General features: G+C 69.4%; 15 protein-coding genes. 11 read left to right on the top strand and 4 right to left on the bottom strand.

The annotated features are described in order from the left end of the window. The first annotated feature begins 210 nt into the window (after positions 1-210). On the top strand, positions 211-1,260 hold the full coding sequence (locus ACZ3I4_RS14555; protein WP_465382376.1) for a LacI family DNA-binding transcriptional regulator: 1,050 nt from the start codon (positions 211-213) through the stop codon (positions 1,258-1,260). 382 nt (positions 1,261-1,642) lie between these two features. Here the strand turns inward: ACZ3I4_RS14555 and ACZ3I4_RS14550 are convergent, their stop codons facing one another. Continuing rightward, entirely contained in the window at positions 1,643-2,257 is a 615-nt protein-coding gene (locus tag ACZ3I4_RS14550) for a TetR/AcrR family transcriptional regulator (protein ID WP_465382375.1), read from the bottom strand. Positions 2,258-2,363: 106 nt separating this feature from the next. Between ACZ3I4_RS14550 and ACZ3I4_RS14545 the strand changes: the two genes are divergently transcribed. Beyond that, a complete protein-coding gene (locus tag ACZ3I4_RS14545; protein WP_465382374.1) occupies positions 2,364-2,792 on the top strand; it encodes an ester cyclase in 429 nt (142 codons plus the stop codon). Further along, complete coding sequence (locus tag ACZ3I4_RS14540; RefSeq protein ID WP_465382373.1) at positions 2,789-3,259, top strand: DUF1772 domain-containing protein; 471 nt, start codon at positions 2,789-2,791, stop codon at positions 3,257-3,259. Before ACZ3I4_RS14545 ends, ACZ3I4_RS14540 begins: the two co-directional genes overlap by 4 nt. Positions 3,260-3,579: 320 nt before the next feature. Here the strand turns inward: ACZ3I4_RS14540 and ACZ3I4_RS14535 are convergent, their stop codons facing one another. Further along, positions 3,580-3,756 carry a hypothetical protein gene (locus tag ACZ3I4_RS14535; protein ID WP_465382372.1) on the bottom strand — a complete coding sequence of 59 codons (177 nt, stop codon included), beginning with the start codon at positions 3,754-3,756 and terminating at the stop codon, positions 3,580-3,582. A gap of 60 nt (positions 3,757-3,816) precedes the next feature. Here ACZ3I4_RS14535 and ACZ3I4_RS14530 point away from each other — a divergent pair, with 60 nt between their 5' ends. Then, a complete protein-coding gene (locus tag ACZ3I4_RS14530) occupies positions 3,817-4,761 on the top strand; it encodes a phosphotransferase family protein (RefSeq protein ID WP_465382371.1) in 945 nt (314 codons plus the stop codon). Between the two features lie 596 nt (positions 4,762-5,357). On the opposite strand, the gene ACZ3I4_RS14525 is transcribed toward ACZ3I4_RS14530, so the two are convergent. Next, positions 5,358-5,927 carry an RICIN domain-containing protein gene (locus ACZ3I4_RS14525; RefSeq protein WP_465382370.1) on the bottom strand — a complete coding sequence of 190 codons (570 nt, stop codon included), beginning with the start codon at positions 5,925-5,927 and terminating at the stop codon, positions 5,358-5,360. 600 nt (positions 5,928-6,527) lie between these two features. Further along, entirely contained in the window at positions 6,528-7,520 is a 993-nt protein-coding gene (locus ACZ3I4_RS14520) for a GNAT family N-acetyltransferase (RefSeq protein WP_465382369.1), read from the bottom strand. Positions 7,521-7,744: 224 nt separating this feature from the next. Here ACZ3I4_RS14520 and ACZ3I4_RS14515 point away from each other — a divergent pair, with 224 nt between their 5' ends. Genes ACZ3I4_RS14515 through ACZ3I4_RS14485 form a run of 7 tightly spaced genes read left to right on the top strand, consistent with a single transcriptional unit; the run spans position 7,745 to position 16,147 of the window. Next, on the top strand, positions 7,745-8,503 hold the full coding sequence (locus tag ACZ3I4_RS14515; RefSeq protein WP_465382368.1) for a polysaccharide deacetylase family protein: 759 nt from the start codon (positions 7,745-7,747) through the stop codon (positions 8,501-8,503). Next, on the top strand, positions 8,496-9,632 hold the full coding sequence (locus tag ACZ3I4_RS14510; protein ID WP_465382367.1) for an aminotransferase class I/II-fold pyridoxal phosphate-dependent enzyme: 1,137 nt from the start codon (positions 8,496-8,498) through the stop codon (positions 9,630-9,632). Before ACZ3I4_RS14515 ends, ACZ3I4_RS14510 begins: the two co-directional genes overlap by 8 nt. Before the next feature lie 12 nt (positions 9,633-9,644). Further along, complete coding sequence (locus tag ACZ3I4_RS14505) at positions 9,645-10,871, top strand: glycosyltransferase family 4 protein (protein WP_465382366.1); 1,227 nt, start codon at positions 9,645-9,647, stop codon at positions 10,869-10,871. Between the two features lie 3 nt (positions 10,872-10,874). After that, positions 10,875-12,536, top strand: a complete 1,662-nt coding sequence (locus tag ACZ3I4_RS14500) for a tyrosine-protein kinase domain-containing protein (RefSeq protein ID WP_465382365.1) — start codon at positions 10,875-10,877, stop codon at positions 12,534-12,536. After that, a complete protein-coding gene (locus ACZ3I4_RS14495; RefSeq protein ID WP_465382364.1) occupies positions 12,529-13,818 on the top strand; it encodes a lipopolysaccharide biosynthesis protein in 1,290 nt (429 codons plus the stop codon). Before ACZ3I4_RS14500 ends, ACZ3I4_RS14495 begins: the two co-directional genes overlap by 8 nt. Continuing rightward, positions 13,815-15,026 (top strand): O-antigen ligase family protein, encoded by a 1,212-nt coding sequence (locus ACZ3I4_RS14490; protein ID WP_465382363.1) that lies wholly within the window; start codon positions 13,815-13,817, stop codon positions 15,024-15,026. Before ACZ3I4_RS14495 ends, ACZ3I4_RS14490 begins: the two co-directional genes overlap by 4 nt. Continuing rightward, positions 15,023-16,147, top strand: coding sequence for a hypothetical protein (locus ACZ3I4_RS14485; protein ID WP_465382362.1), 1,125 nt, complete (start codon positions 15,023-15,025; stop codon positions 16,145-16,147). The genes ACZ3I4_RS14490 and ACZ3I4_RS14485 overlap by 4 nt, the downstream gene beginning before the upstream one ends. Positions 16,148-16,153: the final 6 nt, after the last annotated feature.

The raw sequence follows: 16,153 nt of genomic DNA, 5'->3' as shown, positions 1-16,153 counted from the left end.
CCTCATGGATTGTCTTTCAGCAATTGCAAGCACACGTCGGGGAACGTTGCGGGGGCTGCGGATAGGCAGCTAGGAATAAGCTCAGCTCAAAGCGCGGCCAGGGACATCGGCCTGTATCTTTCTTGTTGCCGGGACGTTAGCAACTTCTTGCAGACAATGGAAGAGCTTGCAGGAACTCACCGGCAACACGTCGGCACTAGAGTTGTCGCCATGCGTGCACGGATGGCCGACATCGCCCGTCAGGCCCAGGTCAGTGAGGCGACGGTCTCGCGTGTCATCAACGACCGTCCCGGCGTCTCCCAGGAGACCCGCCAGGCGGTGCTCACCGCCCTCGACGTCCTCGGCTACGAGCGCCCGGAAAGACTGCGCAAGCGCAGCGCCGGCCTGGTCGGACTGGTCGTCCCCGAACTCGACAACCCGATCTTCCCGGCCTTCGCCCAGGTGATCGAGTCGACGCTGGCCCAGCAGGGCTACACGCCGGTCCTGTGCACCCAGTCCCCCGGCGGCGTGACCGAGGACGAATACGTCGAGATGCTGCTCGACCGCCAGGTCTCCGGAATCGTCTTCGTCTCCGGCCTCTCCGCCGACACCACCGCCGACCACGCCCGCTACCAGCGCCTGCTCGACCGCCCGCTGCCGATAGTCCTGATGAACGGCTACACCGAGGGCATCGAGGCCCCGTTCGTCTCGTGCGACGAACGCCTGGCCGGCGACCTGGCCGTGACCCACCTGGTCGCGCTGGGCCACAAACGCATCGGCATGATCTCGGGCCCCAACCGCTTCATCGCCGTGCAGCGCAAACTGGCTGGCTACCGGCAGGCCATGAAACGCGAGCTGGGCGTCGCCGACTCAGCCCTGGACGACTACGTCTCGCTGACCCTGTTCGGCGTGGAGGGCGGCGAGGTGGCGGCCGACCGGTTGCTCGCCATGGGCGCGACGGGGCTGGTCTGCGGCTCCGACCTGATGGCCCTGGGCGCCATCCGGGCCGCCCGCCGCCGTGGATTGTCCGTGCCGGGGGACGTGTCCGTGATCGGGTTTGACGACTCGCCGCTGATCGCCTTCACCGATCCGCCGTTGACCACGTTGCGCCAGCCTGTCACGGCTATGGCTGTGGCTGCTGTTCGTTCCCTCATGGACGAGATCAATGGGCATGGGGCGCCGCATTCGGAGTATCTCTTCCGGCCTGAGCTCGTGGTTCGTGACTCGACCGCCAAGGCGCCTCGTCGACGGGATGTGCCTGCTTCTACTCCGGCTGCCTAGGTTTTCTCTCTTTTGCCGCCTGTGGCTTTCTTGCGCTGGGACGGTTCGGGGGCACGTTTCGGCCAGGACTTTGGTCGGCCCTCCGCCGGGTGGGTGGCTGAGCGGGCGGTCCCCTGACGGGTGGGTGGTCTGGCTTCCGCGTTGGGGACGAAGCCAGGACTGTTTCTTACGCCGGCCGGCCTGGGTGGTGGGTCGTGCGGACGTACCTCGCCGCCTGCGGCCGACGCTTCGCGTCTATTGCAACGAAGTGAGCCCGCTACGCGGACAGAACCAAACCGCCCGCGCCTACCGAGCGTCCCAACCGTCCCCGATCCGCAAGCCAGCCGTCCCGGATTCCCGCCCGTGCCGCCGCGGACGGGTGTCGGGCCTGGAGGTGGTTGCTTCAGGCGTGGGCGGTGCGGAACTGGGCTATCAGGAGGGCCAGGCGGTTCGCCTCGTGGTCGGGGCGCAGGCGGCCGTTGCGGTTGAGCGTGACCAAACCGTGCAGGGCGGCCCAGAGAACCTCGGTGAGGGTGTCGACGTCGCGGTTCGCCGCGATGGTGGCGACCGCTTCGCGTAGTTCGCTGAAAGCCGCGGTGAGCGGTGCCGGGGTGCTGTCCGCGGCGAAGGGCAAGCGCGTCGAACGGACGAACATCGCGTCGTAGAGAGCGGGGTTTCGCGCGGCGAAGCTGATGAAAGCCGCGGCGACCCGGCCAAGCTCGTCGGCGTCGGCGTCGGCGTCGGCGTCGGCGTCGGCGTCGGCGTCGGCGTCGGCGTGGCGGGCGGCTCGTAGCATCTCGGTCAGCTCTCCGAAGCCTTCCAGCGCGACGGCCTCGACGATGTCCTCCATCGAGCCGAAGTGCTTGTAGAGCACCGGCTGGCTGTACTCGATCTCGGTCGACAACCTGCGCGTGGTGACCACATCCCAGCCCTCGCTCTCGGCCAGCGAGCGCGCCGTCTCAGTGATGAGCCGACGGCGGGCCGTGCGCTCTCGCTGTCGGCGATCCTCGATGCCCATGGCTTAGTTTAGCACCGCTAGCAGATCTAGCAATGCTATTGACGCTATCGCCTCCAGGGGTTAGCGTCGCTAGCGCTAGCAGTGCTAACCCCTTGGAGAGTGCACGATGACCACAGTCACCCATCCCCTGGCCGACCTCTTCGTCGAGATGATCAACAGCCATGACCCGGACCTGGTGGACCGCTTCGTCGCCGAGGACTACCTCAACCACAACGACTTCGTCGCCGATGGGCGCGAGGCCAACCGCCAGTTCTGGTCCGCGTTCTTCGCCGGCCTGCCCGACGTGACCGTCACGAGGGAAGATCTGATCGTCTCCGGCGACCGCGTGGTCGGCCGTTTCGTCTACCGCGGCACCCACACCGGCGACCTTCTGGGCTTTCCCGCCACCGGCAAGCCCGTCGAGATGCGCAGCATCGACATCTGGGTCGTGCGGGACGGCATGTTCGTCGAGCACTGGGACCAGCTGAACCTCATGCAGGTGTTCCAGCAGATCGGCGCGCTGCCCGCGCTCGGCGCTTCCGGTGCCCAGGCATGACGCTGCTCTCGCAACTGGCCGCGCTCCTCGCCGTCCTGGGCACCGGAATCGTCTACGGCACCGACGTCTTCTGCGCCCTCGTCCAGCGTTCCGCCCTGTCCCGAGTCGACGACGCCACCCTCACCGCGGTGATGGGCAACCTGCACCGCGTCGCCGACCGCCGCATGCCGCTCCCCGGTGTCGTCGGCCTCCTCGCCGCCGCCGTCGCCTCCGTACTCGCCGCCCTGGCCGGCCGCCCCGCCGCCTCAGCCACCGCCGGTGCCGCCTTCGTGCTGCTGGTGGTCTGGCTGCTGCTCTACCTACGCATCAGCGCCCCCATCAACCGCAAACTGACCGCCGCCGCCGAAGCCCACGAAACCCCACCCGAAGCCCGCGCATGGCAACAGGCTTGGGACCGCATCATCGTCCCCCGAGCCATCCTGCAGGGCTTGGCCGTCCTGGCCCTAGGCACAAGCCTCATCACCTGAACCCGGCTGGGCAGCCCCAAACCACAACCAGGGCGTCGCTCCACCCCGTCACCACCGACGCTTTCCCCCGACCCAACCAGCCCGTCAACCGATCCCCAGCGCCGCCGACGCTTTCCCTGAATTCAACCGGCCTACAGCACCGACGAGTCATGGCCAGGTTGGACGGCGTGGTGAGAGGCGTGGCGGCGAAGGACGGGATGGCCCAGGCGACGCAGGACAATATGACGCGGCCGTATCCGGGGCAGCCCAAGGCCGCACGGCGGTCGAGCGTCCACCTCTCGTGGCGCCGGAACTGACGGACAGGCCCCACGTCAGAGCGCTCAGGTCGCCCAGAGCCTGTCCTCAGCCACCTCAGCCGGCTGCTGCGTCGAGTCCGGTACCGCAGAGGCCGTCACGGCCAGTCCGTCCAGCAGGATCGCCAGGACTGCGGCCAGCAGCACGAACGCGCCGGCGCCCGAACCGTTCCAGATGGTGACGCCGTCCAGCGGCCGGGTCACTGCCTCTGGCGGGTCGGAAATCCATTTGGCCGCAGGCCCGTGACGAATAGGGTCGCTTTCATGACCGACGGCGACTGGAGGGATGGCGGTTTCAGGCAACGTCGGCCCTCCGTGGAGACACTCGCCTGGGTTGCGGCGTCGATGGGCCGGGGCAGTCGCGTCGTTGGTTGTCGGCGATTGACCGGTGGCGTCTCCTCTGCCGTGCATCAGCTGACTGTCGAGCGACGTGGAATGCGAACGTTCGTCGTGCTGCGGCAATACCCGGGCGGGCTCGACCTACAGGCGAGCATGGAGAAGGAGATCGCCAACCTTCGTGTGGTGGCGGGAAGCGGGCTCCCGGTTCCGGGCATCCTGGCTGCCGATGTCGCTGGTGCTTCGACCGGTGGCGCGCCATCGTTGCTGATGACGCGGCTGCCGGGGCATGTTGACCTCAGTCCGGCGGAACCCCGGTCGTGGATGACGAGGATCGCGGAGATTGCCGTGTTGGTGCATTCCCTCGACCTTCCCGCGAAGACGTTCAGACCTTGGACGGACTCGTGGATCGCTCCTCGGGACGGCTTTCGGGTGCCGGTCGGCGCACAGAAGCCGGCGGTGTGGAACGCAGCGTTTGGTGTCATGGCCGAGCCACCGCCAAAGGACACTGCCGTCTTCCTGCACTGCGATCTACTGCCGGTCAACATGCTGTGGTCACGCAGGAGGATCACGGGACTCACCGACTGGAACTCCATCCATCGGGGAGCACGCGCAATCGATGTCGGGCACTGCCGGCGATACCTGGCGGCGCTCTACTCACCCGAGTGGTCGGAGCAGCTGCGGTCGCTCTACGAGTCCATCGCCGGCGTGACTCTAGATCCGTGGTGGGACCTGTATGCCCTGCTGCACTACGACGACAGCGCCCCGAAGTGGATCAGCAGTCAGGTCGCTGGGCGCCGTCAAGTCGATGTGCCCGGCATGACCTCCCGCGTCGAAGCCGCAATCGAGACAGCGCTGCAACGCCTCGGATAACCTCGGGTACCCCCGCTGGTCGTCCTTCCGGTTCTCGCGCGCCGCACAGACCCTTGCCTCAAGGCGGTCGCACCAACTCGCAGACATGGAATCCGCCGACGATCAAGCGGTGTCCAAAGCAACGTTCACACGGCGTACAGAACCGTGGAGATAGCCAGAGCACTGACGTGCGGCACCCTGGCCGGCTGACGTGCGGTACCCCGGCTGGCTGCGTGCAGATCGGGGACGGCTGCGTGCAGGTTCAGGGGCGGCTGCACTGTCCGCGGTCACGTCGGTCAGGGCAGCCCACACCGTGACCGCCCATTGCGGGCCCAGCCGCATGCCGGTTCCGACAACATCCTGATGCCACGGCACCCGGCTGTGACGTTCCCCGGCAGTCGGCGCGTCGCGCTGCCGGTAGCAGTCCGGCGGCCTCCTGGGCGCGGCAGCCAGACCGAATGGCCCGGTGAGGATCCGGCATCATCGACCGATCCGAGATCAGACGGCTGCACAAGGGTCCTGGCGCATTGGCCGGGGAGATGCCCCGCTCCAGACAGCCCCGAGGAGGGTTCCTCCGGGCTGTCCGGCCGACCTCTATCCGCGAAGGACCAGTCGGGTCAGTTGTCGTCCATGTACCAGAACTGGTCGTTCTCTGAATCGTCGCATTGCCATTGGAGGGCTTGCGTGCCCTTGGTGTGGCTGCCGTTCGGTATCGCCAGGCACAGGGCGCTGTGCACGTTGACCAGCTTGAAGGTGTCAAAGAGGGTGCCCGGGGCGTGTCCTGGCGGGTAGTACACCTGCCACAGCTGCTCTTCGTTGCCGGTGTATTTCCACTGGATCGCTTTGGCGCCCGGGGTGTCGGATGAGTTGGTGATGGCCAGAGCCTTCCAGCCGACGGTTCCTGCGCTGCGGATGGAATATCCGCCGCCACCCTCGTCGTGGATTCGCCAGTCCTGCTCGGGAACGGACTGGCCGTTCGACTGCACGAGGGAGGGCCACTGGATAATCTTGGCGCCATCGGCGTCGCTAGACGCGGAAACCGCCAGCACCAGGTTACTTTCGGCGTTCCGGAGCTGCCACCAGCCGTCGCCGACCGCGGCGGCGGCCGGACTCCCGGTGACGGCGACGCCAACCGCCGCGAGAAGCCCGCCCAACGCGATCCCTGCAAATGGACGTTTGAGTCCCATTCGCATCCCTTCGTAACATCGACTGGCATCGACCTGATGCCTCGGGCGGGATCGTATCCGCACCGGGCCGACTGTGCCGCCCCGCGAGACCAACTCGACGGTCCGGGCAACGCGCTTGCCGGCCGCTGTCCGCCGCCAGTGACTGATGGCTCCGGCACGACATGCGTGATTCCGTGCCATCCTGCGGCTTGGCCCTACTCGGCTAGGGCCGCCTGCGGATCGGGAACAGCTGGGGACGCTCGGTAGGCGGGGCGGTTGGTTCTGTCCGCGTAGCGGGCTCACTTCGTTGCAATAGACGCGAAGCGTCGGCCGCAACCGGCGAGGTACGTCCGCACGACCCACCACCCAGGCCGGCCAGCCCAAGAATCACGCCTGGCTTCGTCCCCAACGCGGAAGCCAGACCACCCACCCGTCAGGGGACCGCCGCCCCAGCCACCCACCCGGCGGAGGGCCGACCAAGGTCCCGGCCGAAACGTGCCCCCATGCAAGGTTCGGGGGAAGGGGTGACCACTGACGGCATAAAAACGCTCCACCCGCCGTCAGTGGTCACCCCTTCCCCCGAACCGTCCCAGCGCAAGAAAGCCAACAACCAAAACCAGCTCACCCCCGAGCACCGGTAAGCCGAGCAACCGTCCGCTGCTTGAGAGCAAACCCCTGAGCAGCAGCATCACGAAGATTGGCCACAAGGGGAGACCGAGACCGCCGAGCCCAAGGAACAGCAACCTCCGTAGTGCCGTATTTCGACTTGTAGGCATTACCCCCCACGAAGTCGAACTCGGTGACCCCCCGAGCCTTGGCCCAGCGCAACGCATGCCAGATCAGGGTCTCGTTGGGACGCAGATGCTGGAAGGAGCGATAGCTGGCGCCGCCCCAGAAGTACATCGTGTTGTGGTGCCAGGGGAGGACGGCCGTGGCCACGCAGCGGCCCGTGGAGTCGCGGGCTCGCAGCAGCAGGAGGTGGCCGGCCGGGGCCAGGTGGCGGATCAGGGAACGGACCCGCTCGATCGTATAGGTGGGGACCAGATTTTGTTTGGCGAAAACGTCGCGTAACTGGTCGTAGAAATCGGTGGCGAAAGTCGGATCATCGACAACTTCCTCGACAATGATGCCGTTGCGCGAGGCCTTACGAATATTGCGCCGGCATGCGCTTGCCATCGCGGCGAACAGGGCCTCCTCGGGGGGCTCTAAAGAGATCACCGCGGTGGGGGCGTCGGACCAGCGGAGGCCCAGGCCGCCTAGGTCGGCGGGAGTCAGGTTGCGGTCCCGGATCTCCAGGTGGGCGCAGCCCAGCTCGCCGAAGGCGAACGGCATCAGGGCCTCGAGCGCGGCTCGGCGGGACACGCCGGGCCGCAGGTTGAAGCCCACGTAGGACGTTGTCCAGCCGGCCATCGGGCTGCCGAGAATGCGCAGGCCGAAGCGCTTCGTGAGCAGGCCGGTGAAGTGGCCGACGGTGGTGGAACCGTCGGTGACGCGGGCCAGTACGGGTTCGGCCCGCTGGGCTTCGGCCACGAACCTCAGCCAGGGCTCGGTGTGGAAGATCAGACGATCCTCGTACGTCGCGCGGTCGGCCCAGATGTCGGGGGCCGGCGTCACCCGGTGCAGTCGCAGCATGCGTCACCCTCCGCCGAAATGACGCAGAGATGCGCCCTCCCGAGGCTATTCCGCAAAGGCGGCGGAACGACAGGGCAAGCACGTCATAAATCATGTGAGAAGTTCTCACGTACCTAATGACAATTGCTACTGACGCCACTCGGCATCGTTTTGCGAGGGTCTATACGGACGAAGTGAGCCGGAGGGTGCCGATGCCGTCCCCGACCTTGATCAAACGACGCCTCAACGAACTCGGGCTGCGCAGCAAGCTCCGGGCGCGACCCCGTGTGCAGGGTCGCATCCTGGCGCCGGCCGGGGCTTTCCGGCGGCTGCCCCAGACCGCGGGGCTCTATTTTCCCTTCTATCACGACGTTCTCCCGGAGTATGCGGGCGATCTGCGCCGCCACCTGCTGGCCTTCCGCAAGCGTGGACGCCTGGTGACCTGGGACGAAGCCCTCGCAATCTTGGCAGGTGAGGGCGAGCCCCTGCACGGGCCGATTTTCTGCCTCTCGTTCGATGACGGGCACGCGAGCTGGCTCGACGTCGTGGTTCCGGTGCTGCGGGAGCTCGGCGTTCCGGCGATGTTCTTCCTGACCACCGGACTGGTCGGGCAGCGGGGCAACCTCACCTGGGACGACTGCCGGGCGATTTCGGCGGCCGGGTTCTCGTTCGGCTCGCACACCGTGACCCACCAGCGGCTGGCCGATCAGGGCGACGCCGAGGCCCGGCGCGAGATCGTCGACTCGAAGCGCGAGATCGAGGACGAGCTGGGCGTCGAGGTTCGTCATTTCGCAGCCCCGTACGGGCATCCGGCCGTCGATTTCGGACAGCGCGACGTGCTCGTGGCCGAGGAGGCCGGTTACGGCAGTTTCGCGAGCACGCTGCGGCCGGCGATGCAGCCCGGCGACTCCCCCTTGATGATCCACCGACAGGGCCTGCACCCGGCCTGGCCCCTCTGGGCTGTGAGGACGAGAGTCCATGACTGAGACACGGATCTGGCTGTCCCCGCCCGACGTCGGCGAGCTCGAACGCAAGCTCCTGCTTGAGGCGTTCGACTCCAACTGGGTCGCGCCCGTCGGTCCCGACCTGGACGCGTTCGAGGCGCAGGCGGCCGAGATCGTCGGCGTACGCCACGCGGTCGCTCTCAGCAGTGGCACGGCGGCGCTGCATCTGGCTCTCGTCACGGCCGGTGTGCGGCACGGCGACACCGTGCTGGTGCCGTCGTTCACGTTCGCCGCGACCGCCAACGCGGTGATGTATCTGGGGGCCCGCCCGATCTTTCTGGACAGCACGTCCGAGAGCTGGAACGTCGATCCGGCCCTGGTCGCCGAGGAACTGAAGCGGCGCTGCGCCAAGGGCCGGCCGCCGCGCGCGGTCATCGCCGTCGACATGTACGGCCAGTGCGCCGACTACGGGCCTCTGGTCGACGCCTGCGACCGCTACGGGGTGGCGCTGATCGAGGACGCGGCCGAGGCGCTCGGCGCGACGTATCGCGGCCGTCCGGCCGGGTCGTTCGGGCTGGCCGGGGTTCTGTCGTTCAACGGCAACAAGATCATCACCACGGGCGGGGGCGGCATGCTCGTCACCGACGACGACGGGATCGCCCGCAAGGCCCGTCATCTGGCGACCCAGGCCCGGGAGCCGTTCCCGCATTACGAGCACCGGTCGGTCGGCTACAACTACCGGCTCAGCAATCTGCTCGCCGCGGTCGGCCGGGGCCAGTTGCAGCGGCTCGACTCGATGATCGCCGCTCGTCGCGAGAGCGGGCGGCACTACCGTTCCATGCTCGGCGACCTGCCCGGCGTCACCTTCATGCCGATCGCCGCCTACGGCGAAGCCAACGGGTGGCTGACCTGTCTGCTGATCGACCCCGAGCAATTCGGCGCGAGCCGGGACCGGGTCGTCGAGCGTCTGGCCGCCCACGACATCGAGGCGCGGCCCACTTGGAAGCCGATGCACCTGCAGCCGGTCTTCCGCGACTGCGTGATGCGCGGCGGCGAGGTCTGCGAGGACTTGTTCCGCCGCGGGCTGTGCCTGCCGAGCGGGTCGGCGCTCACCGAGCACGACCGGGAACGCGTGGTGGCCGCCGTCCGAGCCGTCGCGTACGAGCGGTAGGGGAAGCACAGCATGCACATCGTCTACATCCACCAGTACTACTGCAATCCGGGCATGGCCGGCGGCATCCGCTCCTACGAGCAGGCCCGGCGCCTCGTCGCCCGGGGGCACACCGTCGACGTCATCACCACCGACATCACCGGCACGAGCGGCAAGCTCGGCTGGCGGCAGACCGTGGATGACGGCGTACGGGTGCATTGGTTCTCGATCCCCTACAACAACTCGATGTCGTACGCCCGCCGGATCCGCGCGTTTCTGCAGTTCATGGCGGTCGCCACGACGAAGGCGGCGTCATTGCGGGCCGACCTTGTCTTCGCCACCAGCACCCCGCTCACCGTCGCCGTGCCGGGCGTCCTGGCCGCCAAAATGCGCCGCGTTCCGTTCGTCTTCGAGGTGCGCGACCTGTGGCCCGAGGTGCCGATCGAGATGGGCGCGCTGCGCAACCCCGTGGCCCGCAAGGCGGCCGGCGCCCTGGCTGACTTCGCCTACCGCAACGCGCGGGAGGTCGTCGCGCTCTCCCCCGGCATGGCCGCCGGTGTCCGCAAGAGAAGACCGTCCGCCCGTACGACCGTGATCCCGAACGCCGCCGACATGGAGATGTTCGAGGTCACGGACGACGAGGTCAGCCAGTTCCGGGCCCGGCACGAGTGGCTCGGCGACCGGCCGCTGATCGTCTACACCGGAGCGCTGGGCGCGGTCAACGGCGTCGACTATCTGGTCCGGGCGGCCCAGCGGATGCGCCTGCGGGATCCCGAGATCCGGGTGCTGATCGTCGGGCACGGCAAGGAGTGGGAGCCGACCCGGCGGCTGGCGGCCGAGCTCGGGCTGCTCGACGACACCGTACGGATGTGGGAGAAGGTGCCGAAGTCGGAGCTGCCTGTGATTCTGGGCGCCGCCACCATGTCGACCAGCTTCGTGCGGCCGATCCGGGCGCTGTGGGAGAACTCGGCCAACAAGTTCTTCGACGCGCTGGCCGCGGGCCGCCCGATCGCCATCAATTACGGCGGCTGGCAGGCCGATCTGCTCGACGAGACCGGCGCCGGGCTGGTGCTGGATCCGACCGACGCCGAGGCGGCCGGCGAGTTGTTCGCCCGCTACTGCCGGGACGAGTCGTGGCTCGCGCAGGCCCGCATCGCGGCGCACAAACTCGCGGTCGAGCAGTTCTCCCGCGACCTTCTCTTCGACCGGTTCGCCACGGTGCTCGATCGGGCAGCGGCCTCAGCGGGTGGAAAGGCATAGAGCGTGGAACTGCGCGAATACGTACGGGCCGCCCGGCGCCGCTGGGTCTGGCTCGTCGTGCCGGTGGTGCTGGCGGCCGGCATAGCGGCCGGGCTGTCGCTGAGCCAGGAACCGGCGTACCGGTCGTCGATGGTGTTGTTCGTCAGCACCGGTTCGGGCGACCCGGACGCCAAGGCGAGCCGCCTCAACTCGTACATCGCCCTGCTGACCGGGCCTCGGGTGGCGCAGACGGTGGTGACCAAGGTGGGTCCGCCGCTGACCGCCGACGAGGTGCGCCGGAGCCTGTCGGCCGAGGTGCAGGCGGGCACCGACCTGCTCGTGGTCACGGCCACGAACGAGTCGGCCGACCGCAGCCGCTCGCTGGTCACCAGCGCCACGGCGGCGCTGGTCGCGCTGGCCAGGAAGCTCGACCCGCCGAGCACCGCGGCCGACGCCGGGCCGCCGCCGCAGATCACCGTGGCCCAGGAGGCGGTCACCGTTCAGGAACCGGGCAATCTGGTCCGCGACATCGGCTTCTCCGCCGTCCTCGGACTTCTGGTGGGCGGGGTCGCGGTCGCGGTCCGCGAGGCGACCGGCAAGACGGTCGCCGAGGAGGACGATCTGCGCCGGCTCGGCATCGGCACGGTGGGCGTGATCGCGCTGGGCGGACGCCGGCCCCGTTCGGGGCAGGCCGATTCGGCGCTGGCCGAGGCGTTCCGCCGGCTGCGCAGCCTGCTGCCGGCCGACCTGGTGCGCGGCAGTGGCACCTCGCTGATGATCACCGCGGCCAACGCCAAGGAGGGCACGACCGCGGTGTCCTGCGGGCTGGCCATCGCGATGGCCGAGACCGGGGCGCGGGTGCTGCTCGTCGACGCCAACCTGCGCTCGCCGGGCGTCGGCCGCTATCTGGCGATGGAGGGCGGCCCGGGCCTGGCCGAGGTGCTCGACGGCCGGGCCGAGGTGAGCGACGTGCTGCGTGACCCGCTGGGCGGGCGGCTCACCGTGCTGCCGCCGGGTGAGAAGCGGGCCGATCCGGGCGAGGTTCTGGCCTCTCCCCGGCTGGCCGCGACCGTACGCGATCTGACCTCGCGCTTCGACATCGTCATCGTGGACGCTCCCCCGCTGCACGGGGTGGCCGACGCGGCCGTGCTGGGCCAGGTGACCGACGGCGCGCTGCTCGTGGTGCGGGCCGGCCGCACCCGCGCGACCGACGTGCAGCGTTCGGCCGACCTGCTCGAGCGGGTCGGCGCCAAGCTGGTCGGGGCCGTGCTCAACGCGCTGCCGCGGCGCCTGCCCGACGCGACCGGGCCCGCGCCCGCGCCCGCGCGGCCGACGATCCCGGCCTCGATGGACAGCCCGGGGCTGATCACCACGCTGCTGGGCATGCCCGGCGAGCCGGACGACCCGCCGCACCCGCCCAACCCGGTGAGCGGCCGGGCCCGCGTCGGCGAGGCGGTGATCGCCAACCTGGACATCCCGCACCCCGTGATCAGCCCGCGCCGCCCGGACGACGGCGCGACCACCCAGAAGATCGTGCCGCCCAAGCGGCCGGTGCGGGAGGACGACGGCTCCCGGACCCAGGTGATCCCCCCGCCGGACCAGCTGAAGGCGTCCCTCAACGGCGCGGTGGTGCGGAGGCGGCCGGACAGGACGGCCGAGGACGGCCCGGGGCACAAGGATGAGTGAGCTTCAGGCGGAACGCCCGCCCGTCGGGCCGGCACCACCCCGGCGCACCGGACCGGCCGGCTGGATCGGCGCCCAGCTGCGCGAGCCGTACGTGCAGCTGTTCGCCTCGCAGCTGCTCACCGGCGGGGTGGCCTTCGTCGCGAACATCCTGATGGTGCGGGCTCTCGCCCCGGCCCATCGGGGTGAGGTCGCGCTGATGCTGCAGGTGGTCTATCTGTCCACGCAGTTCCTGCTGCTGGGCACGGAACGCAGCTTCGTGGCCAACTATCACGAGGCTTCCCCCGGGGCGGCCGTCCGGGCGTACGGGAAACTGCTGATCCTGCCCTGTGCGGGCGGGCTGTTGCTGGCGGCGGGCTTCGAGATCGTCGCGCCCGATCGCTACAACCCGGGCCTGCTCGTGATCGGGTTGATCGCGGCGTACACGCTGGTCGAGGTGGCCGGGCTGGCCACGCGCTCGATCGCGATCGCGGCCGGGCGAGTCGGCGACTTCCTGGTCTGCCGGATCGTCGAGGCGTTCCTGTTGCTGGCGCTGCTCGTCGTGCTCTACCGGGCGAATACCACGACGCCGGCTCTCTGGATCGTGGCGTACCTGATCGCGGGTCTGGTGCCGACGGCCGTCTACGTCGTCTTGTGGCTGCGCGGCCCCAGCACCGCCTTGACAGATCACAACCGGGCCGTACGGCGGGAAGGCCTTTCGCTGTTTCCCGCGGCCATCTCCAACATGGCCATGCTGCGGTCGGACCGGCTGGCCCTGCCCGCGCTGGCGTCGACGTCGGCCCTCGGCATCTACACCGCCGTGGCCACGATGACCGAGCTTCTGGCCTGGCCGGTTCGCGCGTACGCCGACGCCAAGCTGGGCAAGTGGCGCAAGGAGCACAACGACGGCGGCCTGCCGACCCGGCCGATCCTGCTCGCGGTGGCCGTCTACTGCCTGATCGTCGCGCCGATCGCGGCCGGCGGCCTGTACCTGTTCATCGTCCCGGTCTTCGGCCACGAATACTCCGACGCCAAGGCGGTCGTCGTGCCGCTGGTGGCCGCGGCCGGCCTGTACGCGATGTCGCGGGTGAGCCTCGGCCTGCTGATCGCCAAGGGCCGCGGCCGCCTGGTGTCGGCGGCCGAGATCACCGGTTTCGTGGTCAGCTTCGCCGCGTACCTGCTGCTGATCCCGCCGTTCGGCATCCTCGGCGCGGCCTACGGATCGCTGATCGGATACGGCTCGTGCCTGCTGTTCGCGCTGATCACCAACCGGCTGACGGCCGACCGCCCGGGTGACCGCGAATGACCTGGCTGCGCACACCGCGCGTCTTCCTGGCCCCCGGCCTGGTGCTGATCCTGGTGGCGATCGGCGGGCGGTTCACCCTCGACCGCGCCGGCTACACCGACCTGGCCTGGGTCGACCTGCGGGTGATCGGCCTGCTGGTCGCGCTGGCCGTGCTGATCGTCGACGTCGCCCGCCGGCCCTCCTCGGCGGCGCGGACCGAAAGGCGTGAGGGCTGGCTCGTCGCCACCGTCCTGTTCTTCCTGTTCCAGATCGCGTCGGGCCTGTGGGCGCCGGAGGCCTCGCGGGTCGGGCCGCAGACGGTCGACCTCGTGCTGATGGGCGCGCTGGTCGTCGCCTTCTATCTGTACGCCGTGGGCGACCCGGAAGCGGTCGTCGGTACGGCGTTCCTGCTCTTCTATCTGGCCGCGATCGTGTTCGCGCTGGCCGCCCTGTTCGTCAACGGCCCGGGTGAGCAGGGCCGCTACTCGGCGTTCGGCGGCGGCCCCAACGTGTTCGTGCGCATCGAGATCCTCGGCATCATCAGCGCGGTCGCCCTGGCGATGATCCGCGGCCGCCTGTGGCCGCTGCTCGCCACCCCGCTGTTCGGTCTGGCCGCCGTGCTCTCCGGCTCGCGGGCCGGACTGCTCGCGGGGGCGGCCGTGGGGGCGGTCGCGCTGTTCAAGATCCGCCGGCGGCTGCACCGGGGCGCGGTCGCGGGCGCGCTGCTGTTCGTGGTGGCCGCGGTGGCCACGATCGGGGCGTTCGCGCCGCCCGCCTTCACCAGCCTGTTCCAGGAACGGTTCGTCGAGCAGACCGTGCAGCAGCGTTACCTGTCCGACCGCACCGACATCTGGGCCGCGGCCTGGCAGCTCGCGGTCGACCACCCGATCGCCGGCGCCGGGTTGGACGGCTTCTACGGGCTGATCGGCATCAACCAGTTCGTCGAGTACCCGCACAACTACGTGCTCGGTGTGGCGGCCGAGGGCGGCCTGATCGGCATCGGCCTGCTGACCGCGGCCGTGCTGCTGTGGTCCACGACCGTGCGCCGCGGCGGTCACCGTCCCCGGCTCACCGGCCTGGCCGTGGCCGCGGCCGTCTTCGTCGGGCTGAGCAGCCTGTTCTCCGGCGACTACTACGACTCCCGGCTGGCCTGGCTGTTCGCCGCGATGGCGGCCGCGGCCGCTGTGGTGCCGGCTCCGGCCAAGACACTCGAGGAGGTGCCCGCATGACCGTCCACATCGGCCGCCGGGCCCTGTTGCTGGCCACCCTGGGATCGCTCGCCGCCTGCGGGGCCGGCGAGGACGACGTCACCGGCGCGCTCAGTCCGCTGCCGGCCGCGCCGGACGGCCCGGCGGTGGCGGCCGCGGTGCTCAGGCCGGTCAGCTACTGGGCCGGCATCTTCCTGCGCTCCTGGGACTATCAGGCCGGGACCGCCCAGCCGATGACCCGCTCGCCGGACAGCTGGGACCACTACAACGTCTCCTACACGGTCGACGCGCTGGTGGCGATGTTCCGGGCGACCGGCGAGCGGCGCTACCTCGACCGGGCCCTGCAGTACACCGAGAACGTGATGGCCACGGCCGTTCCCCGCCGGGGCGGCTATCGGGGCTGGGTGTCGGCGCAGGAGGGCGGCGACGAGGTGCCGCTCTACGAGAGCTACTTCTGGCGGTACGGCACGGCGCTGCTCGTGGCCCTGCGGGAGAACCCTTCCGCGTACGCCGAGGCTGGTTACCGGGCGCGCTACGACCGGCTGCTCTCGTTCGCCGAGAAGCACGTGTTCGAGAAATGGTATTCGCGCGGACCCGACGAGACGATCTACCGCGAGCGTACGCACATGACCGCGCACTGGGCGCTCATCGCGCTCAACCTGGCCCGCTGCACCACCGACGCCGGCCGCCGGGGTCGCTACCGGACCGTGGTCGCCGACGCCGACCAGCACGTGCCCGGTCAGCGTGGCGGTCTCAAGCAGCAGATGCGCCGCAACCCGGCCGAGCCCACCGCCTATTTCTGGAGCGACGTGTGGGGCTCGGGCCGGCGTCCGGGGCAGGACGTCAGCCACGGCAACGGGGTGATGGCGTACGTGGTCGAGGCGCGTGACCGCGGCACGACCTGGACCGGGGCCGACATGACGGCCCTGGCCCGGCTGCTGACCCGGGTCGTCTGGCCCTCCGGCACCACCTATCGGGCCTTTGTCGACGGTTCCGGGGCCGACAACGGCTGGTTCTCCGACGGTTTCGTCAAGCTGGGCCGCTACGACGCGGCCGTGCAGCAGCGACTCGAAAGCCATCAGGTCGTCAACGACCAGTTCGCCGCCAACATGGCGCTCAACGCCCGGATCCTGCGGCCCTGAGCCGCT

This window comes from Actinoplanes sp. NPDC021490, assembly GCF_055562135.1.
Note: the sequence above shows the minus strand (reverse complement) of the source record. Positions and strands in the feature narration are given on the sequence as shown.